This window comes from Burkholderia sp. BCC0398 (assembly GCF_902833245.1).
In the GTDB taxonomy this organism is placed as follows: Bacteria; Pseudomonadota; Gammaproteobacteria; order Burkholderiales; family Burkholderiaceae; genus Burkholderia; species Burkholderia sola.
Map to the genome: position 1 here is coordinate 234,578 of NZ_CADFEM010000012.1, position 20,174 is coordinate 254,751.

The window sequence follows — 20,174 nt, forward strand, 5'->3', positions numbered from 1 at the left end:
GCGATGCCGGCATTCCGTTTCGAAGCAATCGATTCGGCGGGGCGCGCGCAGAAAGGCGTGATCGATGCCGACAGCGCGCGAGCCGCGCGCGGCCAGCTGCGCACGCAGGGGCTGACGCCGCTCGTCGTCGAGCCGGCCGCCAGCGCGACGCGCGGCGCGCGTTCGCAGCGGCTCGCGTTCGGCCGCAAGCTGTCGCAGCGCGAGCAGGCGATCCTCACGCGCCAGCTTGCGAGCCTGCTGATCGCGGGGCTGCCGCTCGACGAGGCGCTCGGCGTGCTGACCGAGCAGGCCGAACGCGACTACATCCGCGAACTGATGGCCGCGATCCGCGCGGAAGTGCTCGGCGGCCATTCGCTCGCGAATGCGCTGGGCCAGCATCCGCGCGATTTTCCGGAAATCTACCGCGCACTCGTTGCCGCGGGCGAGCACACCGGCAAGCTCGGCATCGTGCTGTCGCGCCTCGCCGACTACATCGAGCAAAGCAATGCGCTGAAGCAGAAGATTCTGCTGGCGTTCACGTATCCGGGCATCGTCACGCTGATCGCGTTCGGCATCGTCACGTTCCTGCTGAGCTACGTCGTGCCGCAGGTCGTCAACGTGTTCGCGAGCACGAAGCAGCAGTTGCCGATCCTCACGGTCGTGATGATGGCGCTGTCGGAATTCGTGCGGCACTGGTGGTGGGCGATCCTGATCGCGGTCGCGCTCGTCGTGTGGTTCGTGAAGGCGACGCTGTCGCGCGCCGGGCCCAGGCTCGCGTTCGATCGCTGGGTGCTGACCGCGCCGCTCGCCGGCAAGCTCGTGCGCGGCTACAACACGGTGCGCTTCGCGAGCACGCTCGGGATTCTCACCGCGGCCGGCGTGCCGATCCTGCGCGCGCTGCAGGCGGCCGGCGAGACGCTGTCGAACCGCGCGATGCGCGCGAACATCGACGATGCGATCGTGCGCGTGCGCGAAGGCTCCGCGCTGTCGCGCGCGCTGAACAACGTGAAGACGTTTCCGCCGGTGCTCGTGCACCTGATTCGTTCGGGCGAGGCGACGGGCGACGTGACGACGATGCTGGATCGCGCGGCCGAAGGCGAAGCGCGCGAACTCGAGCGCCGCACGATGTTCCTGACGAGCCTGCTGGAGCCGCTGCTGATCCTCGCGATGGGCGGCATCGTGCTCGTGATCGTGCTGGCCGTGATGCTGCCGATCATCGAGCTGAACAACATGGTGCAGTGACGGTGCGGCCCGATTCCGACGGATGGGCCGCTACCGTTCAGCGCATGTAGATCGCGGGGGACGGCGTGTTCGCCGGGAGCTGGATTTCGGCGCGGGCGCCGTTGCGGTCGACGATGATCGAGCGCGGCCGGACTTCGGCGAGCTTCGCGCCGGACGTGACCTCCGCGCCGAGCGATACGGCGCGCGGCGGTTCGCCGCCGACGCCGACGATCGCGGCGCCGCCATGATCGAGCGCGAGAATGCCGAACAGGTGGATGTCCTGGACGGGATTCTTGTCGAGCTGGCCGCCGAAGAGCGCCGCGGCGTCCTCGGTGCGGATCGGCAGCCGCGCGGCGGCGGCGGGCAGCGGCGCTTCGCGGGCCGACAGCGTGACGACCCAGTAGGTGGCCGTCGCGCACAAACCCGCGAAGAGGGCGAGGGAAAGGATCCGGATCGAGAGCGCGTTCATGCGCGCTATTGTACGGATGTATATGAAATTTGCGTTGGGTGAAAGCCCTCGGCGATGCGCGCCTTACAATGCGTGCTCCGCGCCCGCCGGTCCGGAAGGTTGCTGTCAGGCAATCGTCCGGTGCGCCGGGTGCGTCACTCAATCGACGACATTTTTTGGAAAGAGGTAGTCAGTCATGCAAACGTGGATCACTCGCCGCAACGCGGCCGTGCGTCGTCAGCGCGGTTTCACGCTGATCGAGATCATGGTGGTGGTCGCGATCCTCGGGATCCTGGCGGCGCTGATCGTGCCGAAGATCATGAGCCGCCCCGACGAGGCGCGCCGCATCGCCGCGAAGCAGGACATCGGCACGATCATGCAGGCGCTCAAGCTGTACCGCCTGGACAACGGCCGCTATCCGACCCAGGAGCAGGGCCTGAACGCGCTGATCCAGAAGCCGACCAACGATCCGATCCCGAACAACTGGAAGGACGGCGGCTATCTCGAGCGCCTGCCGAACGATCCGTGGGGCAACGGGTACAAGTACCTGAACCCGGGCGTGCACGGCGAGATCGACGTGTTCAGCTACGGCGCCGACGGCAAGGAAGGCGGCGAAAGCAACGACTCCGACATCGGCTCGTGGCAGTAAGCCGGCGCTGATCGGCCCGACGTTTCATTCCGTTCTTCATGCTCGCCATTCGCACGACCTCCCGCTGCGGCCGCGATTGCCGCGTGCGTCGCGGTGCGGTGCCGTCCGTACCGGCAGGTGCCGATGGCGGCTTGATGAAGCCCCGCGCGGCGCGCCGTCGCGGGCGCGGCTTCACGCTGCTCGAAATGCTGGTCGTGCTCGTGATCGCCGGGTTGCTCGTGTCGCTCGCGTCGCTGTCGTTGACGCGCAATCCGCGCACCGACCTGCGCGAGGAAGCGCAGCGGATCGCGCTGCTGTTCGAGACGGCCGGCGACGAAGCGCAGGTGCGCGCGCGGCCGATCGCGTGGCAACCAACCGCGCACGGTTTCCAGTTCGACGTGAGCTCGCCCGACGGCTGGCGCACGCTGCGCGACGACCTGCTGCGCCCGCGCGACTGGGACGGCGGCGTCACCGGCGCGGACATCGATTACCCGGGGTCGGACACGCGCGCGAACCGCGTCGTGTTCGGCACCGAGAGCATCGACACGCCGGTGCGCGTGACGCTGCATTCGGCCGCCGGCAGCGCGACGATCGTCGGCACCGGCAACGGTCGCTACGAGGTGCAATGACGATGCGTCGTCGCCTGCCCTTCCCCGTTTCCTCCGCCCGCGGCTTCACGATGATCGAGGTGCTGGTCGCGCTCGCGATCATCGCGGTCGCGCTCGCCGCGTCGATCCGCGCGGTCGGCACGATGGCGAGCAACGCGTCCGACCTGCATCGCCGGCTGCTCGCCGGCTGGAGCGCCGACAACGCGCTTGCGCAGCTGCGGCTCACGCATGCGTGGCCGGAAGTCGGGGAGCAGAGCTTCGACTGCTCGCAAGGCAACGTGCAGCTCGTCTGCACGCAGCGCGTGAGCACCACGCCGAACCCGGTGTTCCGGCGCGTGCGGATTTCGGTGAGTACGCCCGGCCGTGCCGGCGTGCTCGCGCAGATGGTGACGGTGGTCGCGAATGAAACCAGCCGTCCGCTCTGACGCGCCGATGCGACGCCCGTCCACCCGTGCCGCCCGCCTCGCCCGCGGCTTCACGCTGATCGAGCTGATGATCGCGATCGCGATTCTCGCGGTGGTCGCGATCCTCGCATGGCGCGGGCTCGACCAGATCATGCGCGGTCGCGACAAGGTCGCGGCCGCGATGGAAGACGAGCGCGTGTTCGCGCAGATGTTCGACCAGATGCGCATCGACGCGCGGCTCGCCGCGACCGACGACGAGGCCGGCCAGCCGGCGATCGGCGTCGCCGGCAATACGCTGCAGATCGTGCGCGAACTCGACGTGCCGGGCGTCGCGCCGCGGCTGCAGGTGGTCCGCTACCGGATCGCCGGCGGGCGCGTCGTGCGCTATGCATCGCCGCCGATCGACGACACGAACCGGCTGCGCACCCTGCTGAAGGACAGCAGCGTCGACGGCTGGAGCTGGGTCGCGCTGATGGGCGGCGTCGGCGCGATCGACGCGAAGCTGTACGTGCCGCGCGTGGGCTGGACCACCAACCTGCAGACGGCCGACGAAGCGCTCGCACAGAACAACGACGCGCTGAAGGTGCCGCAGATCGGCAACGCGCCGCCGGCGCGCGCGGTGACCGGGCTGCAGGTCAGCATCGGCGCGACGTCGCTGCGCGTGCCGGTCACGCGCATCTTCCTCGTCGGGGAATGACGATGCGTGCGCGCCCTTCCCGTCGAATCCGGGCCCGCCGCCAGCGCGGCGCCGCGATCATCACCGCGCTGCTCGTGGTCGCGCTGTCGGCGATCCTCGTGTCGGGGATGCTGTGGCGCCAGCAGGTGCAGATTCGCCGCATCGAGAACCAGCGGGTAATCGCGCAGGCACAGTGGGTCGCGCGCGGCGCGCTCGACTGGACGCGGATGATCCTGCGCTCCGAAGGCGATACGGCGCCCGGCATCACGTATCTCGGCGGGATCTGGGGCGTGCCGATCGCGAAGACGAAGCTGTCGGATTTCCTCGGCCGCATCGGCGCGCCCAACGACACGGACGCCGAAGACACCTATCTGTCCGGCTCGATCGAGGATGCGCAGGCGAAGTTCAACCTGCGCAACCTCGTGTCGTCGCCGGCGCCCGGCGTGCTGCAGCTGAACGTCACGCAGATGCAGGCGTTCCAGCGCCTGCTGACGACGCTCGGCTACGACAGCGCATTCGCGAAGCGCATCGCGCTGCAGGTGCGTGCGGGGCTGCTGCATTCGGCCACGCGGTTCCAGATGCCGAACCTGCCCGGCGGCGGCGGGACCGCCGCGACCGCCGCGACCGCACCGGTGACGAGCGGCGACATGCAGGGCAGCGGCTTCACCGACGATCCGGGGATGGCCGGCGGCGACCGCGGGCCCGCGCCGCTGATGATGACGCGCGTCGACAGCCTGCTCGACGTCGACGGCGTGACGCCGGAGATGGTCGCGCGGCTGCGCCCGTTCGTCACCGTGCTGCCGACCACGACGCCCGTGAACATGAACACCGCGCCGGCCGAAGTGATCGCCGCGCTGATACCGGGGATGAGCGTGTCGTCCGCGCAGGCGCTCGTGGCGCGCCGCGAGACGGTGTTTTTCCGCAACGTCGGCGACGTGCAGCTCGCGCTGCGCGGCGCCGGCGCGCCGCCGAACGTGACGATCGACTCGAGCCTCGTCGACGTCAATTCGAGCTATTTCATCGTGCATGGCCGGATCCAGCACGAACGCGCGGAGGTCGATCGCACCTCGCTCGTGTATCGTGATCCGACCACGCACTCGACGCGGGTCGTGCGCATCCGCGACCAGCTATAACGACGCCAATCGGGAGAGGAGCTCTTGTGAGCACGTTGATTGTTTCTTTGCCGCCGCGCGAGCCTGCCGTGCCGTTGCAGGAATGGCAGTGGCCCGAGCTGCCGTTCACGCTCGTCGACAAGGCCGGCCACGTGCAGCGCGCGGGCCGCGCCGCGCTCGCATTGCTGCCGCGCGCGAACGCGACGGTGCTGATCGTCGCCGCGCGCGACGTGCTGCTGCTGGCCGCGACCGTGCCGCCGCTGAAGGGGCCGAAGCTGCGCCAGGCGCTGCCCAACATCGTCGAGGATCAGCTGATCCAGGATCCGCTCGGCTGCCATATCGCGCTCGATCCGGCCCCGCTGCCCGACGGGCGCCGCGTGCTGGCTGTCGTCGATCGCGCGTGGTTCCGCACGATCTGCGACGCGTTTACCGCGGCCGGCCACCGGCACCTGAGCGCGGTGCCCGCGACCCGCTGCCTGCCGGCGCCGCGCGCGTCGGCCGACGCCGCATCCGCCGTGCCGGCCGACGGCGAGACCGCCGACGCCGCCGCGCTCGTCGCGGACGTCGCCGAGCCGGCTGCCCGCCCGGCGACGGTCGCCGCGGTGCTCGGGCTCGCGACGGCGGTCGAGCCGGTGCTCGTCGAAGCCGGCGCGCTGCCGGCCGCGGCCGGTGCGCCGCGCCTCGAGCTGGCGGTCGCGCGCGGTGCGCTCGGCGAAGGCTTCGCGGCGCCCGCGTCGCGCGCCGCCGGCACGCTGGCCGCGCTCGCGGGCGGCGGCGACATCGAGCTGTACGAACTCGGTGAGCCGGGCGCGGAGCCGCGGCTCGCGTCGGTCGGCCGCACGGACGCGCCGCTGCTGCCGGGCGCCGCGCCGCTGTCGTTCGATACGTTCGCGCGCCGGGCGCTGACCGAGAAATTCGATCTGTGCCAATTCGAGTTCGAATCGCAGCCGTGGCGCTTCGACCGCGCGACGCTCAAGCGCCTGCGCGTGCCGATCGCGCTCGCCGCGGCGACGCTCGGCGTCGCGGTGATCGGGATGAACGTGCACTGGTGGAAGCTGTCGCGCGAGCGCGATGCGCTGTCCGCGCAGATCACCGAGACGCTGCTGTCTGCCTTTCCGAAGACGACCACCGTGCTCGACCCGCCCGCGCAGATGCAACGCCAGCTCGACCAGCTTCGGCTGGCTGCCGGCGAGCTGTCGCCGAATGATTTCCTCGCGCTGTCGAGCGGCCTGGCGCGCTCGATGGGTGCGCTGCCGCTGAATGGCATCGCGTCGCTCGACTATCACGACCGGCGGCTCGACGTCGGCTTCAAGCCGGAGGTCAAGGTCGATCCCGATTTCACGCAGCGCCTCGCGCGTAACGGACTGTCCGGCGAAGTCGACAGCAACACGGGCAAATGGACGATCCGGAGCCGCTCATGAAAACCGAACAACTGAACCAGACGCTGGCCCAGTTCTGGGGCGAGCGCTCGCCGCGCGAGAAGATGCTGCTCGGCTGGGGCGGCGCCGTGCTGGCCGTCGCGATCGCGTATTCGGTGCTGTGGTCGCCCGCGCAGGAAGGCCGTGCGCGAATCCAGCGCGCGCTGCCGACGATGCGTCACGAACTCGCGCAGATGACCGCGCAGGCGAACGAGGCGAAATCGCTGTCGGCTGCCGCGCAGGGCGTCGCGCCGACCGGCCTCGCGCTCAAGGATGCGCTGACCGCGTCGCTGTCCGATCACGGGCTGCAGGGCGCGCAGGTGCAGATCGTCGGCAATGGCGTGCAGATCCAGATGAAGAACGTGTCGTTCCCGGCATGGACCCAGTGGCTCGACGATGCGCGCCGGCAGTTCAAGGTGCAGGTCGGCGAAGCGCATGCCACGGCGCTGAAGGAAGACGGCCAGGTGGACCTGACGGCCGTGATGCAGCCTTCCGTCCAGAAATAGATGACCGCAGTGGATGACGCAAACGAAGGCCGGCCGATGCGGCCGTGGGTGAGACGGCTCGTCGCCGTGTTGCCATGGGTGCTGGCGGGCGGCGTGGCGACGGCGGTGACGCTCGTCGCGCTCGCGCCGGCCGCGTGGATCGCGCCGCAGTTCGCGCGGGCGACCGGCGGTCACGTGAATCTCGTCGATCCGGACGGGTCGCTGTGGCACGGCTCGGGCACGCTGATGCTCGCGCCGGGCGCCGACCAGAGCGCGGCGACGCTGCTGCCGGGACGGGTCGAATGGACCACGCGCTTCTGGCCGCTGCTGACCGGGCGCGTGCAGATGCGCCTGCGGCAGACGGAAGCGATGCCCGATGCGGTCACGCTCGATGCGACGTGGCGCGGCGCGGTGCTGTCGTCGGGCACGATGGCGGTGCCCGCGTCGCTGCTCGCGGGGCTCGGCACGCCGTTCAACACGCTCGACCTGCAGGGCGACGTGCGGCTCGGCTGGAGCGACTGGCGGCTCATCGGCAACAACGCGTTCGGCCAGTTGACGGTGACGATCGATTCGATGAGTTCGCGCGTGTCGCGCGTGAAGCCGCTCGGTTCGTACCGCGCGGTATTGCAGGCGAAGGGCGCGGGCGCCGATCTCGACCTGTCGACGACGCAGGGCCCGCTGTTTCTCGACGGGCACGGCAGCTTCGGCCCCGGCCAGGGATCGTTTCGCGGGACCGCGCATGCGGCGCCCGAGCAGCAGGCGAACCTCGCCGGGCTGCTGAATCTGCTCGGCCACCCGATCGGCAACAACCAGGTTTCGCTGATCTTCGGCGACGCGCAGCGCTGATTGCGCGCGTCGCCCGCTTCCCTGCCTACTTCTGCGCGAGCGGCGCAGCGACCGACCGTGCGGTAGCCGCGGGCGCGGCCGCACCGGACGCCGGCACCGGCGCCGCCATGTCGCCGTTCTCGCGCGCCAGTTCCGACACGTCCCAGCCGCCGCCGAGCGCCTTCACGAGCCCGACCGACGACACCATCCGCTGCCCGGCGATCGTCGCGAGCTTCTGCTGCGCGGTGAACGCGGTGGTTTGCGCGTTCAGTACGTTCAGATACGCGACCGTGCCCGCCTTGTACTGGTTCGTGACGATCGCGAGCGCGTGCTCGGCGCTGTCGACGGCCTGCCGCTGCACGTCGATTTCCTGCGCGAGGATCCGTTGCGACGCAAGGTTGTCCTCGACGTCCTGAAACGCGGTCAGCACCGCGAGGCGATAGGCGGCGACGTCCTGGTCGTAGGTCGCGCGCGCGGCGTCGGTCTGCGCGGCGCGCAGCCCCGCGTCGAACAGCGTGGCCGCGAGCTGCGGGCCGACCGTCCAGAAGCGCGCCGGCAGCGTGAACAGCTGCGACCACACCGAGCTCTGGAAGCCGCCGGTGGCCGACAGCGTCAGCGTGGGGAAGAACGCGGCGATCGCGACGCCGATCTGCTCGTTCGCGGCCGCCGCGCGGCGCTCGGCCGCCGCGACGTCGGGCCGGCGCTCGAGGATCGTGGACGGCACGTCGACCGGCGTGATCGGCGGCTCGGCCGCGAGCGGGGTCGGCGGCAGCGAGAAGGTCGACGCGGGCTCGCCGATCAGCGTCGCGATCGCATGCTCGTACTGCGCGCGGGCGACGCCGTTGTCGATCTGCGCGGCCTGCGCGCTCTGCAGTTGCGTCTGCGCCTGGATCACGTCCGCGCGCGCGGCGACGCCCTGCGCGTACTGGTTCTGCGTGAGCTGCAGCGAGCGTTCGTACGACTTCACGGTGTCGTCGAGCAGCTGTTGCAGCGCATCGGACGTGCGCAACTGGAAATAGGTCTGCGCGAGCAGCGCCTGCTGCGACAGCCGCGCGTTCGCGAGATCGGCCGCGGCGGCCGCTTCGCCGGCGCGCTGCGCGCTGACGGTGCGGCTCACCTTGCCCCACAGGTCGGGTTCCCAACTGGCGTCGAGGCCGACGCTGTAGCTGTTGTTGATCGACCCGGTCGACCCGCTGCCGAAATTCGACGACGAACCCGACGACAGCGACGTGCGCGGCGACCGCGCGCGCGAGCCCGATGCAGTCAGCCCGACGGTCGGGAAATACGCGGCGCGCGCCTCGGTGACGAGCGCGCGCGCCTGCCGGTAGGCGGCCGCCGATTGCGCGATGGTCTGGTTCGACGCGTTGAGCTTGCCGATCAGCGCATCGAGCTGCCGATCGTTGTAGACCGTCCACCAGGCGCCGCGGTCGGCACGATCGGCGGGCTGCGCGACTTTCCAGCCGGCCGGCGCTTCCTTGAAGGCGGCGGGGATCGACGTGTCGGGCCGGTGATAGTCGGGCCCGACGGCGCAGCCGGCGAGCAGCACGGCCGTCGCAATGGCGACGGCGGCGCTCAGCGGGCGAACGGCGCGCGGGAGGGGGGCGTACGGCATGGTGGTTTTCCTGTCTGGGCGTGACGGCCGGCGAGCGGCGTCGCGCGATGCGGTCGTCGTGCCGCTGGCGGACAAATGGTAACTGACGGCGGGAAAGCTGCGCAGCCCTAAGGGTACGGTGCACGGCGGCCCGGATGTGTTACCGGCGCGGCCGGCCGGTTTACCGGCCATTACGGCTCGCTTGCGGGAAAACGGACGTGCGACCGGGCATACGACGCCGGTCACGCGTGACGCGGCCGGCGATCAGGCGGGATAGTGTGGAGCGTGAGAGCGCTGCGACGTCAGTGGCAGCGCGCGGGCACCGGGACGGGCTCGGCGGCGGCCCGCCATGTCGACGGCTCGGTTGCGGCCGGCTGGCTCGTGCGGCGGGCGCCGCCCTTCGCGTTGCGCTGCCGGCGATGATCGAACCATGCGAACCCGAGCGCCGCGAGCGAGCCGCCAGGCACGACCAGCATCGTCACGTACAGCGCGATCTTCCAGCCGCGGTGCGGCCCGGAGAACACATGATGAGCGGTATCGGTCAGGTTGCGGCGCAGCGCGCCGGCGGCATTTTTCAGGAACAGCATCGCGAACATCCTCGGGGTGCCCGGCAGCGCGGGCCAATCGGTCAGAACATCGTCTCCGGCAGTGCAACATGCACGTCGTAACTGGTTGACTCAAATAATATTGACTAAGCAATCATTTTTCAAGATACTGGGCGCGTTCAAACCCGAAACGCACTATTGCTGCGCGCGCAATCGTATGACCGGCGGCCTCTACGATCCCGAGAACATCGCGCTGGAAACGAGCCTCGGCTATTACCTGTCGAAGGCGAAGCAGGCGCTCGTCGAGCGGATGGATCGCGCGCTCGAGCCGCTCGACCTCACCGCGCAGCAGATCGGCGTGATCCTGCTGCTGTCGCGCGGCTACGCGCGTACGCCGTTCGAGCTGTCGCGCAAGATGTCGTACGACAGCGGGTCGATGACGCGCATGCTCGATCGGCTCGAACGCAAGGGGCTGATCGCGCGTGCGCGCAGCGAGCAGGACCGCCGGATGATCGAGCTGACGCTGACCGAGCGCGGCATCGAAGCCGCCCGCGCGCTGCCGTCGCTGGTCGCGACCGTGCTGAACGCGCAGCTCGAAGGCTTCTCGGCCGACGAACTCGCGACGCTCATCGGCCTGCTGCAACGCTTCATCGCCAACGGGCCCGGTTCGACCGGCTGCCCGACGCCCGACGAACCCGACTGCTGATGCGTGCGGAGACCCCATGTCCAGGTTTAAACAGTCGCTTATTTCTCTGTCTGGGCAGAAGATGACGAGGCACGCGCTCCGCTTTTCCCCTTTTTCATTCCACCCGGCCGGGCCGCGCTGCGTCGCGCGCCCGTGCGTTGCGCCGGCGCGTTGCGCGCGCCGCGTCTAGGAGATCCCGATGTCCGCCACCACGGCATCCGCCCCCGCCGCCGAACCGGCGCCGCTGACCGGCGGCGCGCTCGCGCTGCTGACCGTCGGGCTCGCGCTCGGCACCTTCATGGAAGTGCTCGACACGTCGATCGCGAACGTCGCGGTGCCGACCATCTCGGGCAGCCTCGGCGTCGCGACGAGCGAAGGCACGTGGGTGATTTCGTCGTACTCGGTCGCATCCGCGATCGCGGTGCCGCTGACCGGCTGGCTCGCGCGGCGGGTCGGCGAGGTGCGGCTGTTCACGCTGTCGGTGCTCGCGTTCACGATTGCGTCCGCGCTGTGCGGCCTCGCGACCAACTTCGAGACGCTGATCGCGTTCCGGCTGCTGCAGGGCCTCGTGTCGGGGCCGATGGTGCCGCTGTCGCAAACGATCCTGATGCGCAGCTACCCGCCCGCGAAACGCGGGCTCGCGCTCGGGCTATGGGCGATGACGGTGATCGTCGCGCCGATCTTCGGCCCGTTGCTGGGCGGCTGGATCAGCGACAACTACACGTGGCCGTGGATCTTCTACATCAACCTGCCGATCGGCGTGTTCTCGGCGACCTGCGCGTACTTCCTGCTGCGCGGCCGCGAGACGAAGACGTCGAAGCAGCGGATCGACGCGATCGGCCTCGCGCTGCTCGTGATCGGCGTGTCGTGCCTGCAGATGATGCTCGACCTCGGCAAGGACCGCGACTGGTTCAACTCGTCGTTCATCGTCGCGCTCGCGCTGATCGCGGTCGTGTCGCTCGCGTTCATGCTCGTGTGGGAGGCGACCGAGAAGGAGCCGGTGGTCGACCTCACGCTCTTCAAGGACCGCAACTTCGCGCTCGGCGCGCTGATCATCTCGTTCGGCTTCATGGCGTTTTTCGGCTCGGTCGTGATCTTCCCGCTGTGGCTGCAGACGGTGATGGGCTACACGGCCGGCAAGGCCGGCCTCGCGACCGCGCCGGTCGGGCTGCTCGCGCTCGTGCTGTCGCCGTTGATCGGGCGCAACATGCACCGGCTCGACCTGCGGATGGTCGCGAGCTTCGCGTTCATCGTGTTCGCGGGCGTGTCGCTGTGGAACGCGACGTTTACGCTCGACGTGCCGTTCAACCACGTGATCCTGCCGCGGCTCGTGCAGGGCATCGGCGTCGCGTGCTTCTTCGTGCCGATGACGACGATCACGCTGTCGAGCATCTCCGACGAGCGGCTCGCGAGCGCGTCGGGGCTGTCGAACTTCCTGCGCACGCTGTCCGGCGCGATCGGCACCGCGGCCAGCTCGACGTTCTGGGAGAACGACGCGATCTACCATCATGCGCGGCTGTCGGAATCGGTGAGCGTCTACGCGCAGAACACGACCGACTACCAGGGCGCGCTCGCACAGCTCGGCATCGTCGGGCAGACGGCCAATGCGCAGCTGAACCAGCTCGTCACGCAGCAGGGCTTCATGATGGCGACCAACGACTTCTTCCACCTGTCGGCGGTGATGTTCATCGCGCTCGCGGCGCTCGTGTGGATCACGAAGCCGAAGAAGGGCGCGGGGCCGGCGATGGGGCATTGAGGGCGCAGGACTGGAGACGGTACTTTCGGGCTACGTGCTCGCCTTGCGTGGATTGTCGGATTGAACTAAGCTAATAATTTCAGTGAACTTAGTTCAATTGGGGGACGTGATGCATACCTATAACATGCATGACGCAAAAACGAATCTGTCGCGTCTGATCGACGAAGCCGTGCATGCCGGCGAACCGTTCGTAATCGCAAAAGCCGGCAAGCCGCTCGTCAAGGTGGTTCCGATCAATGCGCCGGAGCCGGTCCGGCCGAGCCGGATCGGTTTCATGAAGGGGCAGATCCGCGTCCCGGACGATTTCGACACAATGGGCGGCGACGAAATCGGCAAGCTGTTCGAGGGTGACGCATGAAGTTGCTGCTCGACACACACTTGCTTCTGTGGGCGGCAGCCGGTGCAGCCGAGCTGCCCGCCCGCGCCAGCACACTGATCAACGATCCCGCCTATACACCGCTTTTCAGCGTTGCGAGCCTCTGGGAGATCGTCATCAGGCGTGGATTGGATCGCGACGATTTCCAGGTGGACCCAAACGTGCTCCGCCGCAATCTTCTTGATGCCGGCTACGTGGAATTGCCGATCACGAGCGCGCATGCACTCGCGGTCGAACAACTGCCGTCGATCCATCGCGATCCGTTTGACCGTCTTCTGGTCGCCCAGGCGATCTCGGAGGGCGTCACGCTGCTCACGCACGACCAAACCGTCGCGCGCTATCCGGGCCCGATCACACACGTCTGATTGCGTCGGGCATCGGCCTCACTCCCGCGCCCGCAATCCTCCAAACGCCAGATCGTCGGCCGGCGCGAGCGGCAGCGTCGCCCGCGCGACGTCGAGCCACGCGCGCGCCGCGTGCGACAGGTAGCCCTTCTTCAGCCAGCCGAGCGCGATCGCCCACGTGATTTCCGGCTCGACGATCGGCCGGCACGTGAACTGGCTCGCGTCGAGCCGCCGGCAATACGGCTCGGGCAGCAGCGCGATGCCGACGCCCGCATGCACGAGCGCGGCCATGAAATCCCAGTGGCCGCTGCGGCTCACGATCGACGGCGTGAAACCGGCTTGCCGGCACGCATCCAGCACCGCGTCGTGCAGCGCGAGGCTTTCCGCATAGAACACGAACGATTCCCGCGCGAGATCGGCGAGCGGCACGGCCGCGTGGTCCTCCCAGCGCGACTCGCGGGGCGCGACGAGCCACAGCGGCGCGCGCACCATCGGCAGTCGCTCGAACGTGCCGGGATCGACCGGCTCCAGCAGCCCGCCGAGTTCCAGCTCGCCCGACATCAGCGCCGCCTCGATCATCCGCGCGCCCTGCTCGAACAGCTTCAGCTCGATGTTCGGGTAGCGCTGCTTGTACGCGGCGATGATCGGCGTGAACAGCGAACCGCCGAGCGGCGGGATGCCGATCGTCAGCTCGCCGCGTCCGAGCGTGCCGAGATCGTTCAGTTCCGACTGCAGCTGCGCCTGCGCGGCGAGCACATCCTGGCCGCGCTGGAACACGATCCGCCCGGCGTCGGTCAGCACCATCTGCCGGCCGTCGCGCAGCAGCAGCGGCGAACCGATCTCGTCTTCCAGCGCCTTCACCATCTTGCTGATGGTCGGCTGCGTGACGAACAGCTTGTCGGCCGCCGCGGTGAAGCTCTGCTGGCGAACCACCTCGACGAAGTACCGCAGCGCGCGCAATTCCATCGATCACTCCCCAGATTGGTGCAGCTGAATTCAAAGCGAATTCCGAATTGGAATGACAAGGATAGAGACAAGTCATTTTATTTATGGTTAGGGGAAACCCTATACTTGCTCCATTGACAGAAACATCTGTAGGGAGCCCGCCATGAACAAGCCGACCGCCACTGCCGCCGCCCGCCCCGCCGCTTCGGGCAGCCTCGCGCACACGGGCCGGATCGTGCTGCAGGCCACCGCGCTCGGCGTGTTGTGGATGGCGGTCGACTGGGCCGTGCGCAAGGTCGGGCTGCCGATTCCGTCCGGTGTGATCGGCCTCGCGGTGCTGCTCGTGCTGCTGTTCTCGGGCCGCGTCGCACCGGCGTGGGTGAAGGACGGCGCGAACTGGCTGCTGTCCGACATGCTGCTGTTCTTCGTGCCGGCCGCCGTCGCGGCCGTGCAGTACGGCGGGCTGTTCCGCGAGGACGGCTGGCGCATCGCGCTGGTGATGCTCGCCGGCACCGCGTTCGTGATGGTCGCGGTGGCCGTCGCCGTCGATCTCGCCGCGAAGCTCGAACGCCGGCTCGCCGTGCAGCGCGTGTTCGCCGAACGCCGCCGCGCGCGCCTGAGCGCCATCGCGCACTGAGCCGGAGCCTTCCATGCTCGCCGCGCTATCGAACCTGCCCGCCGACCGGGTGAATACCGCCATCTCCGTCGGCTGCTTTGTGCTGACGATCGTGCTGTATTTCGCGTCGAAGCGCCTCTATGCGTACAAGAAGACGCTGCTGTTTTCGCCGCTCGTGTTCGTGCCGGGCGTGCTGGTGCTGCTCGTGCTGCTGACCGGCATCCCGTATTCGGTCTATTTCCGCGACACGCGCTGGCTGATGTGGCTGCTCGGCCCGGCGACGATCGCGTTCGCGGTGCCGATCTACGACTATCGCGACCTGATCCGCCGCCACTGGCTGTCGCTGTCGGTCGGCGTCGCGGTCGGAATCGGCGCGGGCGTGTGCGGATCGCTGCTGCTCGCGAAGCTGCTGCACCTGTCGCCCGAGCTGCAACGCTCGCTGATGACGCGCTCGGTGTCGACGCCGTTCGCGCTCGCCGTGTCGGACAAGATCCACGCGCCAAAGGACCTCACGGCCCTGTTCGTGATCGCGACCGGCATCTGCGGGATGCTGCTCGGCGAACTGGTGCTCGCGCTCGTGCCGATGCGCACGCGGCTCGCGCGCGGCGCGCTGTTCGGCGCGGCCGCTCACGGGGTGGGCACCGCGAAGGCGCGCGAGATCGGCAGCGAGGAAGGCGTCGTGTCGAGCCTGACGATGATGATCGCGGGTGTCGCGATGGTGCTGATCGCGCCGCTGCTGTCGCTGCTGCCGATCTGACGATGGATGCGCGGGCGGGCACCGCTGCCCGCCGGCCGCACTCCTTGCCCGAAAGCCCGGTTCCCGCCGGGCGCACGCCGTCCCGCTCCCGCCCGATCGTTTCCCCCCGCCGTTCCTGCCCCGCATCGCGCCGACATCCGGCCGACAATCGGCTGAGATAGCCGCAATTCCCCCCTCTTTTCCGCCCATCGGCCTCGGCCCGGATGCCGAACAATGCATGCTACGAGACATCACGCACGCATTCACATGGCCACGACTGCAACCCCGACCGCCGACAAGCCGGCTTCCTCCGGCAAGTTCAAGCGCATCGCGCTCATCGCCGTCATCGCGCTGGGCGCGGCTGCCGCCGCCGCCGGCGGCATGTACGTGTTCCTGGGCAAGGCAGGCGTCGGCCATCCGAGCGCGCCCGCCGAGCCGGCGCCGCTTGCCGCGCCGGTGTTCTTCGCGCTCGACCCGCTGACCGTGAACCTGCAGTCCGACGACGGCGCGCAGCACTACCTGCGCGCCGGCCTGTCGCTGAAGCTCACCGACCCGAAGGCGCAGGAGCAACTGACCGCGCGGATGCCGGAAATCCGCAGCCGGATCCTGCTCGCGCTGTCGAACAAGCATCCCGAGGAGCTCGCGACGCCGGACGGCAAACGTTCGCTCGCGAAGGAGCTGCGGGAGCTGATCGAGCAGCCGACCCAGCCGGGCAACCAGCGCGCGAAGGTCGACGACGTGCTGTTCACCGAGTTCGTCGTCCAGTAACGCGGCCGCAAAAGGAGCGCGTATGGGTCACCAGGAGTTCATGTCCCAGGAGGAGGTCGATGCCCTCCTCAAGGGCGTCACGGGCGAAACCGATTCGGTCGACGAGCAGCGCGACACATCGGGCGTCCGCCCCTACAACATCGCGACGCAGGAGCGGATCGTCCGCGGCCGGATGCCCGGCCTCGAGATCATCAACGACCGCTTCGCGCGCCTGCTGCGGATCGGCATCTTCAACTTCATGCGGCGCACGGCGGAAATCTCCGTCAGCCAGGTGAAGGTGCAGAAGTACAGCGAATTCACCCGCAACCTGCCGATCCCGACGAACCTGAACCTGGTGCACGTGAAGCCGCTGCGCGGCACGTCGCTGTTCGTGTTCGACCCGAACCTCGTGTTCTTCGTCGTCGACAACCTGTTCGGCGGCGACGGGCGCTTCCACACGCGCGTCGAGGGCCGCGATTTCACGGCCACCGAGCAGCGGATCATCGGCAAGCTGCTGAACCTCGTGTTCGAGCACTACACGACCGCGTGGAAGAGCGTGCGGCCGCTGCAGTTCGAATTCGTGCGCTCGGAGATGCACACGCAGTTCGCGAACGTCGCGACGCCGAACGAGATCGTGATCGTCACGCAGTTCTCGATCGAGTTCGGGCCGACGGGCGGCACGCTGCACATCTGCATGCCGTACTCGATGGTCGAGCCGATCCGCGACGTGCTCAGCTCGCCGATCCAGGGCGAGGCGCTCGAAGTCGACCGCCGCTGGGTGCGCGTGCTGTCGCAGCAGGTGCAGGCCGCCGAGGTCGAGCTGACCGCGAATCTCGCCGAGATCTCGGCGACGTTCGAGAAGATCCTGAACCTGCGCGCGGGCGACGTGCTGCCGCTGGAGATCGAGGACACGATCACCGCGAAGGTCGACGGCGTGCCGGTGATGGAATGCGGCTACGGAATTTTCAATGGTCAATATGCGTTGCGCGTGCAGAAGATGATCGGCGCGAGCGATTCGATGAAGGAAGGTGGATATGAGTGAGCTGAACCAGACGCCCGACGACGACATGCAGGCGATGGCCGATGCGGCCCTCGCGGCGTCGGCCGCCGCGGCATCGGCCGCCGACGCGAAGGCGCCGGCCGCGGCCGACGAAGAGCAGGGCCTCGACGACTGGGCGGCCGCGCTCGCCGAGCAGAACGAGCAGCCGGTGCAGGTGGGCGCCACGGGCGCCGGCGTGTTCCAGCCGCTGTCGAAGGCCGCGGCGAGCTCGACGCACAACGACATCGAGATGATCCTCGACATCCCGGTCAAGATGACGGTGGAGCTCGGCCGCACGAAGATCGCGATCCGCAACCTGCTGCAGCTCGCGCAGGGCTCGGTCGTCGAGCTCGACGGCATGGCCGGCGAGCCGATGGACGTGCTCGTGAACGGCTGCCTGATCGCACAGGGCGAAGTCGTGGTCGTCAACGACAAGTTCGGTATTCGCCTCACCGACATCATCACGCCCGCCGAACGCATCCGGAAGCTGAATCGATGAACGTCGTGAAGCCCGGCTGGCGCGTGTGCCGCGCGATCGCAGCGGCGGCGCTGGCCGCCGCCGCGTCGCTCGCGTGCGCGCCGGCCGGCGCCGCCGACATGAACGCGGTCAACCACGCCGGTTCGATCGCGTCGAGCGTGACGGTCGGCTCGGCCGTGCCGTCGCTCGGCATCGGCGCGGTGCTGCAGACGCTCGTCGGGCTCGCGGTCGTGATCGGCCTCGTATTCGCGTGCGCATGGCTCGCGCGCCGCTTCGGCTTCCAGCCCGCGCGACGCGGCGGCCCGCTGAAGGTCGTGTCGAGCGTCGGGCTCGGCGCGAAGGAAAGCGCGACGATCGTCGAGATCGGCGACACCTGGCTCGTGCTCGGCGTCGCGCCGGGCAACGTGCGCCTGCTGCATACGCTGCCGGCCGGTTCGGTGGCGGCCGCCGCCACGGCGGGGTCGCCCTCGACCGACGCAGCCGCCAGCGGCAATCCGTCCGACGGCACCCTGCCCGGCACGTTCGGCGCGCGGTTTCGCGACGCGCTCGCGGGCGAAGCCGCGAAACGCCTCGGTCGCGGCAAGGACCGCTGACATGGCGCCGCGCCCTCTTTCCGTCTCCGCACTCCGATGAAACACGCATTCCTGCATCACGCGGCGCGTGTCGCGCCCGTGCTGATCCTCTGTCTCGCGCCCGCGCTTGCGTGCGCGCAGGCGAACGGCCTGCCCGCGTTCAATGCGAGCCCGGGCCCGCACGGCGGCACCACCTATTCGCTGAGCGTGCAGACGATGCTGCTGCTCACGATGCTGTCGTTCCTGCCGGCGATGCTGCTGATGATGACGAGCTTCACGCGCATCATCATCGTGCTGTCGCTGCTGCGCCAGGCGCTCGGCACCGCGACGACGCCGCCGAACCAGGTGCTCGTCGGCCTCGCGATGTTCCTGACCTTCTTCGTGATGTCGCCGGTGCTCGACCGCGCGTACAACGACGGCTACAAGCCGTTCTCCGACGGCTCGATGCCGATGGAGCAGGCCGTGCAGCGCGGCGTTGCGCCGTTCAAGACCTTCATGCTGAAGCAGACCCGCGAGACCGATCTCGCGCTGTTCGCGAAGATCTCGAAGGCCGCGCCGATGCAGGGTCCCGAGGACGTGCCGCTGTCGCTGCTGGTGCCCGCGTTCGTCACGAGCGAACTGAAAACCGGCTTCCAGATCGGCTTCACGGTGTTCATCCCGTTCCTGATCATCGACATGGTCGTCGCAAGCGTGCTGATGTCGATGGGGATGATGATGGTGTCGCCGTCCACCGTGTCGCTGCCGTTCAAGCTGATGCTGTTCGTGCTCGTCGACGGCTGGCAACTGCTGATCGGCTCGCTCGCGCAGAGCTTCACGTAAGCGGAGGATCCACGCGATGACGCCTGAACAAGTGATGACGCTCGCGCACCAGGCGATGATGGTCGGCCTGCTGCTCGCGGCCCCGCTGCTGCTGGTCGCGCTCGCGGTCGGCCTCGTCGTGAGCCTGTTCCAGGCCGCGACGCAGATCAACGAAGCGACGCTGTCGTTCATCCCGAAGCTGCTCGCGGTCGCCGCAACGCTCGTGATAGCCGGCCCGTGGATGCTGACGACGATGCTCGACTACCTGCGGCAGACGCTGCTGCACGTCGCGACGCTCGGCGCCGGCTGAGCCGCGCGCAGCACCCGGCGACGATGTTCTCGGTCACCTATGCGCAGCTCAACGGCTGGCTGACGGCTTTCCTGTGGCCGTTCGTGCGGATGCTCGCGCTCGTCGCGACGGCGCCCATGGTCGGCCACGCGGCCGTGCCGGTGCGCGTGAAGATCGGCGTCGCCGCGTTCATGGCGCTCGTCGTCGCGCCGACGCTCGGCGCGATGCCGGACGTCACCGTGTTCTCCGCGCTGGGCATCTGGATCCTCGTCAACCAATTCCTGATCGGCGTCGCGATGGGTTTCACGATGCAGCTCGTGTTCGCGGCCGTCGAAGCGGCCGGCGACTTCATCGGGCTGTCGATGGGGCTCGGCTTCGCGACCTTCTTCGATCCGCATTCGAACGGCGCGACGCCCGCGATGGGTCGGTTCCTGAACGCGGTCGCGATGCTCGCGTTCCTCGCCGTGGACGGCCACCTGCAGGTATTCGCCGCGCTCGCCGCGTCGTTCCAGTCGCTGCCGGTGTCGGCCGAGCTGCTGCACGCGCCGGGCTGGCGCACGCTCGCCGCGTTCGGCGCGACCGTGTTCGAGATGGGGCTGCTGCTGTCGCTGCCGGTCGTCGTGGCGCTGCTGATCGCGAACCTCGCGCTCGGCATCCTGAACCGCGCGGCGCCGCAGATCGGCATGTACCAGATCGGCTTTCCCGTCACGCTGATCGTCGGGCTGTTGCTCGTGCAACTGATGATCCCGAACCTCGTGCCGTTCGTGTCGCACCTGTTCGACATGGGGGTCGATGCGATGGGGCGGGTGTTGATCGGGTGGCGGTAGGCGCCCTGTCGACGCACATAGATCCT

26 protein-coding genes are annotated in these 20,174 nt (G+C 68.8%); 22 read left to right on the forward strand and 4 right to left on the reverse strand.

Annotation, left to right across the window (positions count from 1 at the left end; genetic code table 11):
* The first annotated feature begins 3 nt into the window (after positions 1–3).
* Positions 4–1,221, forward strand: coding sequence for a type II secretion system inner membrane protein GspF (gene gspF / locus HWX76_RS25765; protein WP_050015775.1), 1,218 nt, complete (start codon positions 4–6; stop codon positions 1,219–1,221).
* Positions 1,222–1,258: 37 nt separating this feature from the next.
* Here the strand turns inward: gspF and HWX76_RS25770 are convergent, their stop codons facing one another.
* Positions 1,259–1,669: a type II secretion system protein N gene (locus HWX76_RS25770; RefSeq protein WP_006477247.1), complete on the reverse strand. Its 411-nt coding sequence runs from the start codon at positions 1,667–1,669 to the stop codon at positions 1,259–1,261.
* Positions 1,670–1,844: 175 nt separating this feature from the next.
* Between HWX76_RS25770 and gspG the strand changes: the two genes are divergently transcribed.
* Genes gspG through HWX76_RS25810 form a run of 8 tightly spaced genes read left to right on the forward strand, consistent with a single transcriptional unit; the run spans position 1,845 to position 7,825 of the window.
* Positions 1,845–2,297: a type II secretion system major pseudopilin GspG gene (gspG, locus tag HWX76_RS25775; RefSeq protein ID WP_012492990.1), complete on the forward strand. Its 453-nt coding sequence runs from the start codon at positions 1,845–1,847 to the stop codon at positions 2,295–2,297.
* Between the two features lie 38 nt (positions 2,298–2,335).
* A complete protein-coding gene (locus tag HWX76_RS25780) occupies positions 2,336–2,905 on the forward strand; it encodes a GspH/FimT family pseudopilin (protein WP_050015773.1) in 570 nt (189 codons plus the stop codon).
* Between the two features lie 2 nt (positions 2,906–2,907).
* A complete protein-coding gene (gspI, locus tag HWX76_RS25785; protein ID WP_060733874.1) occupies positions 2,908–3,309 on the forward strand; it encodes a type II secretion system minor pseudopilin GspI in 402 nt (133 codons plus the stop codon).
* Positions 3,287–3,985 carry a prepilin-type N-terminal cleavage/methylation domain-containing protein gene (locus tag HWX76_RS25790; protein ID WP_089488015.1) on the forward strand — a complete coding sequence of 233 codons (699 nt, stop codon included), beginning with the start codon at positions 3,287–3,289 and terminating at the stop codon, positions 3,983–3,985. Before gspI ends, HWX76_RS25790 begins: the two co-directional genes overlap by 23 nt.
* A 2-nt stretch (positions 3,986–3,987) precedes the next feature.
* Positions 3,988–5,097: a type II secretion system minor pseudopilin GspK gene (gspK, locus tag HWX76_RS25795; RefSeq protein ID WP_050016009.1), complete on the forward strand. Its 1,110-nt coding sequence runs from the start codon at positions 3,988–3,990 to the stop codon at positions 5,095–5,097.
* A gap of 26 nt (positions 5,098–5,123) precedes the next feature.
* Positions 5,124–6,497 (forward strand): type II secretion system protein GspL, encoded by a 1,374-nt coding sequence (gene gspL / locus HWX76_RS25800; RefSeq protein WP_176016542.1) that lies wholly within the window; start codon positions 5,124–5,126, stop codon positions 6,495–6,497.
* Positions 6,494–7,000, forward strand: coding sequence for a type II secretion system protein M (locus HWX76_RS25805; protein ID WP_050015768.1), 507 nt, complete (start codon positions 6,494–6,496; stop codon positions 6,998–7,000). The genes gspL and HWX76_RS25805 overlap by 4 nt, the downstream gene beginning before the upstream one ends.
* Before the next feature lie 36 nt (positions 7,001–7,036).
* On the forward strand, positions 7,037–7,825 hold the full coding sequence (locus tag HWX76_RS25810; protein WP_089488070.1) for a type II secretion system protein N: 789 nt from the start codon (positions 7,037–7,039) through the stop codon (positions 7,823–7,825).
* Positions 7,826–7,850: 25 nt separating this feature from the next.
* Here HWX76_RS25810 and HWX76_RS25815 read toward each other — a convergent pair whose 3' ends face one another.
* Both HWX76_RS25815 and HWX76_RS25820 read right to left on the reverse strand, forming a co-directional pair.
* Positions 7,851–9,416: an efflux transporter outer membrane subunit gene (locus HWX76_RS25815; RefSeq protein ID WP_176016543.1), complete on the reverse strand. Its 1,566-nt coding sequence runs from the start codon at positions 9,414–9,416 to the stop codon at positions 7,851–7,853.
* A gap of 281 nt (positions 9,417–9,697) precedes the next feature.
* A complete protein-coding gene (locus HWX76_RS25820; protein WP_089488069.1) occupies positions 9,698–9,982 on the reverse strand; it encodes a multidrug ABC transporter ATPase in 285 nt (94 codons plus the stop codon).
* A gap of 175 nt (positions 9,983–10,157) precedes the next feature.
* Here HWX76_RS25820 and HWX76_RS25825 point away from each other — a divergent pair, with 175 nt between their 5' ends.
* The 4 genes from HWX76_RS25825 (at position 10,158) to HWX76_RS25840 (ending at position 13,122) form a co-directional block, all read left to right on the forward strand.
* Positions 10,158–10,646 (forward strand): MarR family transcriptional regulator, encoded by a 489-nt coding sequence (locus tag HWX76_RS25825; protein ID WP_050015756.1) that lies wholly within the window; start codon positions 10,158–10,160, stop codon positions 10,644–10,646.
* Between the two features lie 178 nt (positions 10,647–10,824).
* Positions 10,825–12,381 (forward strand): DHA2 family efflux MFS transporter permease subunit, encoded by a 1,557-nt coding sequence (locus tag HWX76_RS25830; RefSeq protein WP_050015755.1) that lies wholly within the window; start codon positions 10,825–10,827, stop codon positions 12,379–12,381.
* A 109-nt stretch (positions 12,382–12,490) separates the two neighbouring features.
* Positions 12,491–12,739 (forward strand): type II toxin-antitoxin system prevent-host-death family antitoxin, encoded by a 249-nt coding sequence (locus tag HWX76_RS25835; RefSeq protein WP_089488013.1) that lies wholly within the window; start codon positions 12,491–12,493, stop codon positions 12,737–12,739.
* The gene (locus HWX76_RS25840; protein WP_176016544.1) at positions 12,736–13,122 is read left to right on the forward strand and encodes a type II toxin-antitoxin system VapC family toxin; all 387 of its coding nucleotides are present in this window, start codon (positions 12,736–12,738) and stop codon (positions 13,120–13,122) included. The genes HWX76_RS25835 and HWX76_RS25840 overlap by 4 nt, the downstream gene beginning before the upstream one ends.
* 18 nt (positions 13,123–13,140) lie before the next feature.
* On the opposite strand, the gene HWX76_RS25845 is transcribed toward HWX76_RS25840, so the two are convergent.
* On the reverse strand, positions 13,141–14,067 hold the full coding sequence (locus HWX76_RS25845; protein WP_089488012.1) for a LysR family transcriptional regulator: 927 nt from the start codon (positions 14,065–14,067) through the stop codon (positions 13,141–13,143).
* Between the two features lie 142 nt (positions 14,068–14,209).
* On the opposite strand from HWX76_RS25845, the gene HWX76_RS25850 reads away from it, so the two are divergent.
* The 9 genes from HWX76_RS25850 to fliR all read left to right on the forward strand — a co-directional run bounded on the left by HWX76_RS25850 (position 14,210) and on the right by fliR (position 20,148).
* Complete coding sequence (locus tag HWX76_RS25850; RefSeq protein WP_050015750.1) at positions 14,210–14,683, forward strand: CidA/LrgA family protein; 474 nt, start codon at positions 14,210–14,212, stop codon at positions 14,681–14,683.
* A 13-nt stretch (positions 14,684–14,696) separates the two neighbouring features.
* Positions 14,697–15,419, forward strand: a complete 723-nt coding sequence (locus tag HWX76_RS25855; RefSeq protein WP_050015748.1) for an LrgB family protein — start codon at positions 14,697–14,699, stop codon at positions 15,417–15,419.
* A gap of 246 nt (positions 15,420–15,665) precedes the next feature.
* Positions 15,666–16,166: a flagellar basal body-associated protein FliL gene (gene fliL, locus HWX76_RS25860; protein ID WP_176016545.1), complete on the forward strand. Its 501-nt coding sequence runs from the start codon at positions 15,666–15,668 to the stop codon at positions 16,164–16,166.
* A 22-nt stretch (positions 16,167–16,188) separates the two neighbouring features.
* Positions 16,189–17,187: a flagellar motor switch protein FliM gene (gene fliM / locus HWX76_RS25865; protein ID WP_050015744.1), complete on the forward strand. Its 999-nt coding sequence runs from the start codon at positions 16,189–16,191 to the stop codon at positions 17,185–17,187.
* The gene (gene fliN, locus HWX76_RS25870; protein WP_050015742.1) at positions 17,180–17,683 is read left to right on the forward strand and encodes a flagellar motor switch protein FliN; all 504 of its coding nucleotides are present in this window, start codon (positions 17,180–17,182) and stop codon (positions 17,681–17,683) included. Before fliM ends, fliN begins: the two co-directional genes overlap by 8 nt.
* A complete protein-coding gene (gene fliO / locus HWX76_RS25875; protein WP_176016546.1) occupies positions 17,680–18,255 on the forward strand; it encodes a flagellar biosynthetic protein FliO in 576 nt (191 codons plus the stop codon). Before fliN ends, fliO begins: the two co-directional genes overlap by 4 nt.
* A 36-nt stretch (positions 18,256–18,291) precedes the next feature.
* Positions 18,292–19,053, forward strand: coding sequence for a flagellar type III secretion system pore protein FliP (fliP, locus tag HWX76_RS25880; protein WP_089488010.1), 762 nt, complete (start codon positions 18,292–18,294; stop codon positions 19,051–19,053).
* 16 nt (positions 19,054–19,069) lie between these two features.
* Positions 19,070–19,342, forward strand: coding sequence for a flagellar biosynthesis protein FliQ (gene fliQ, locus HWX76_RS25885; RefSeq protein WP_006401718.1), 273 nt, complete (start codon positions 19,070–19,072; stop codon positions 19,340–19,342).
* 23 nt (positions 19,343–19,365) lie between these two features.
* Positions 19,366–20,148: a flagellar biosynthetic protein FliR gene (fliR, locus tag HWX76_RS25890; RefSeq protein WP_176016547.1), complete on the forward strand. Its 783-nt coding sequence runs from the start codon at positions 19,366–19,368 to the stop codon at positions 20,146–20,148.
* Positions 20,149–20,174: the final 26 nt, after the last annotated feature.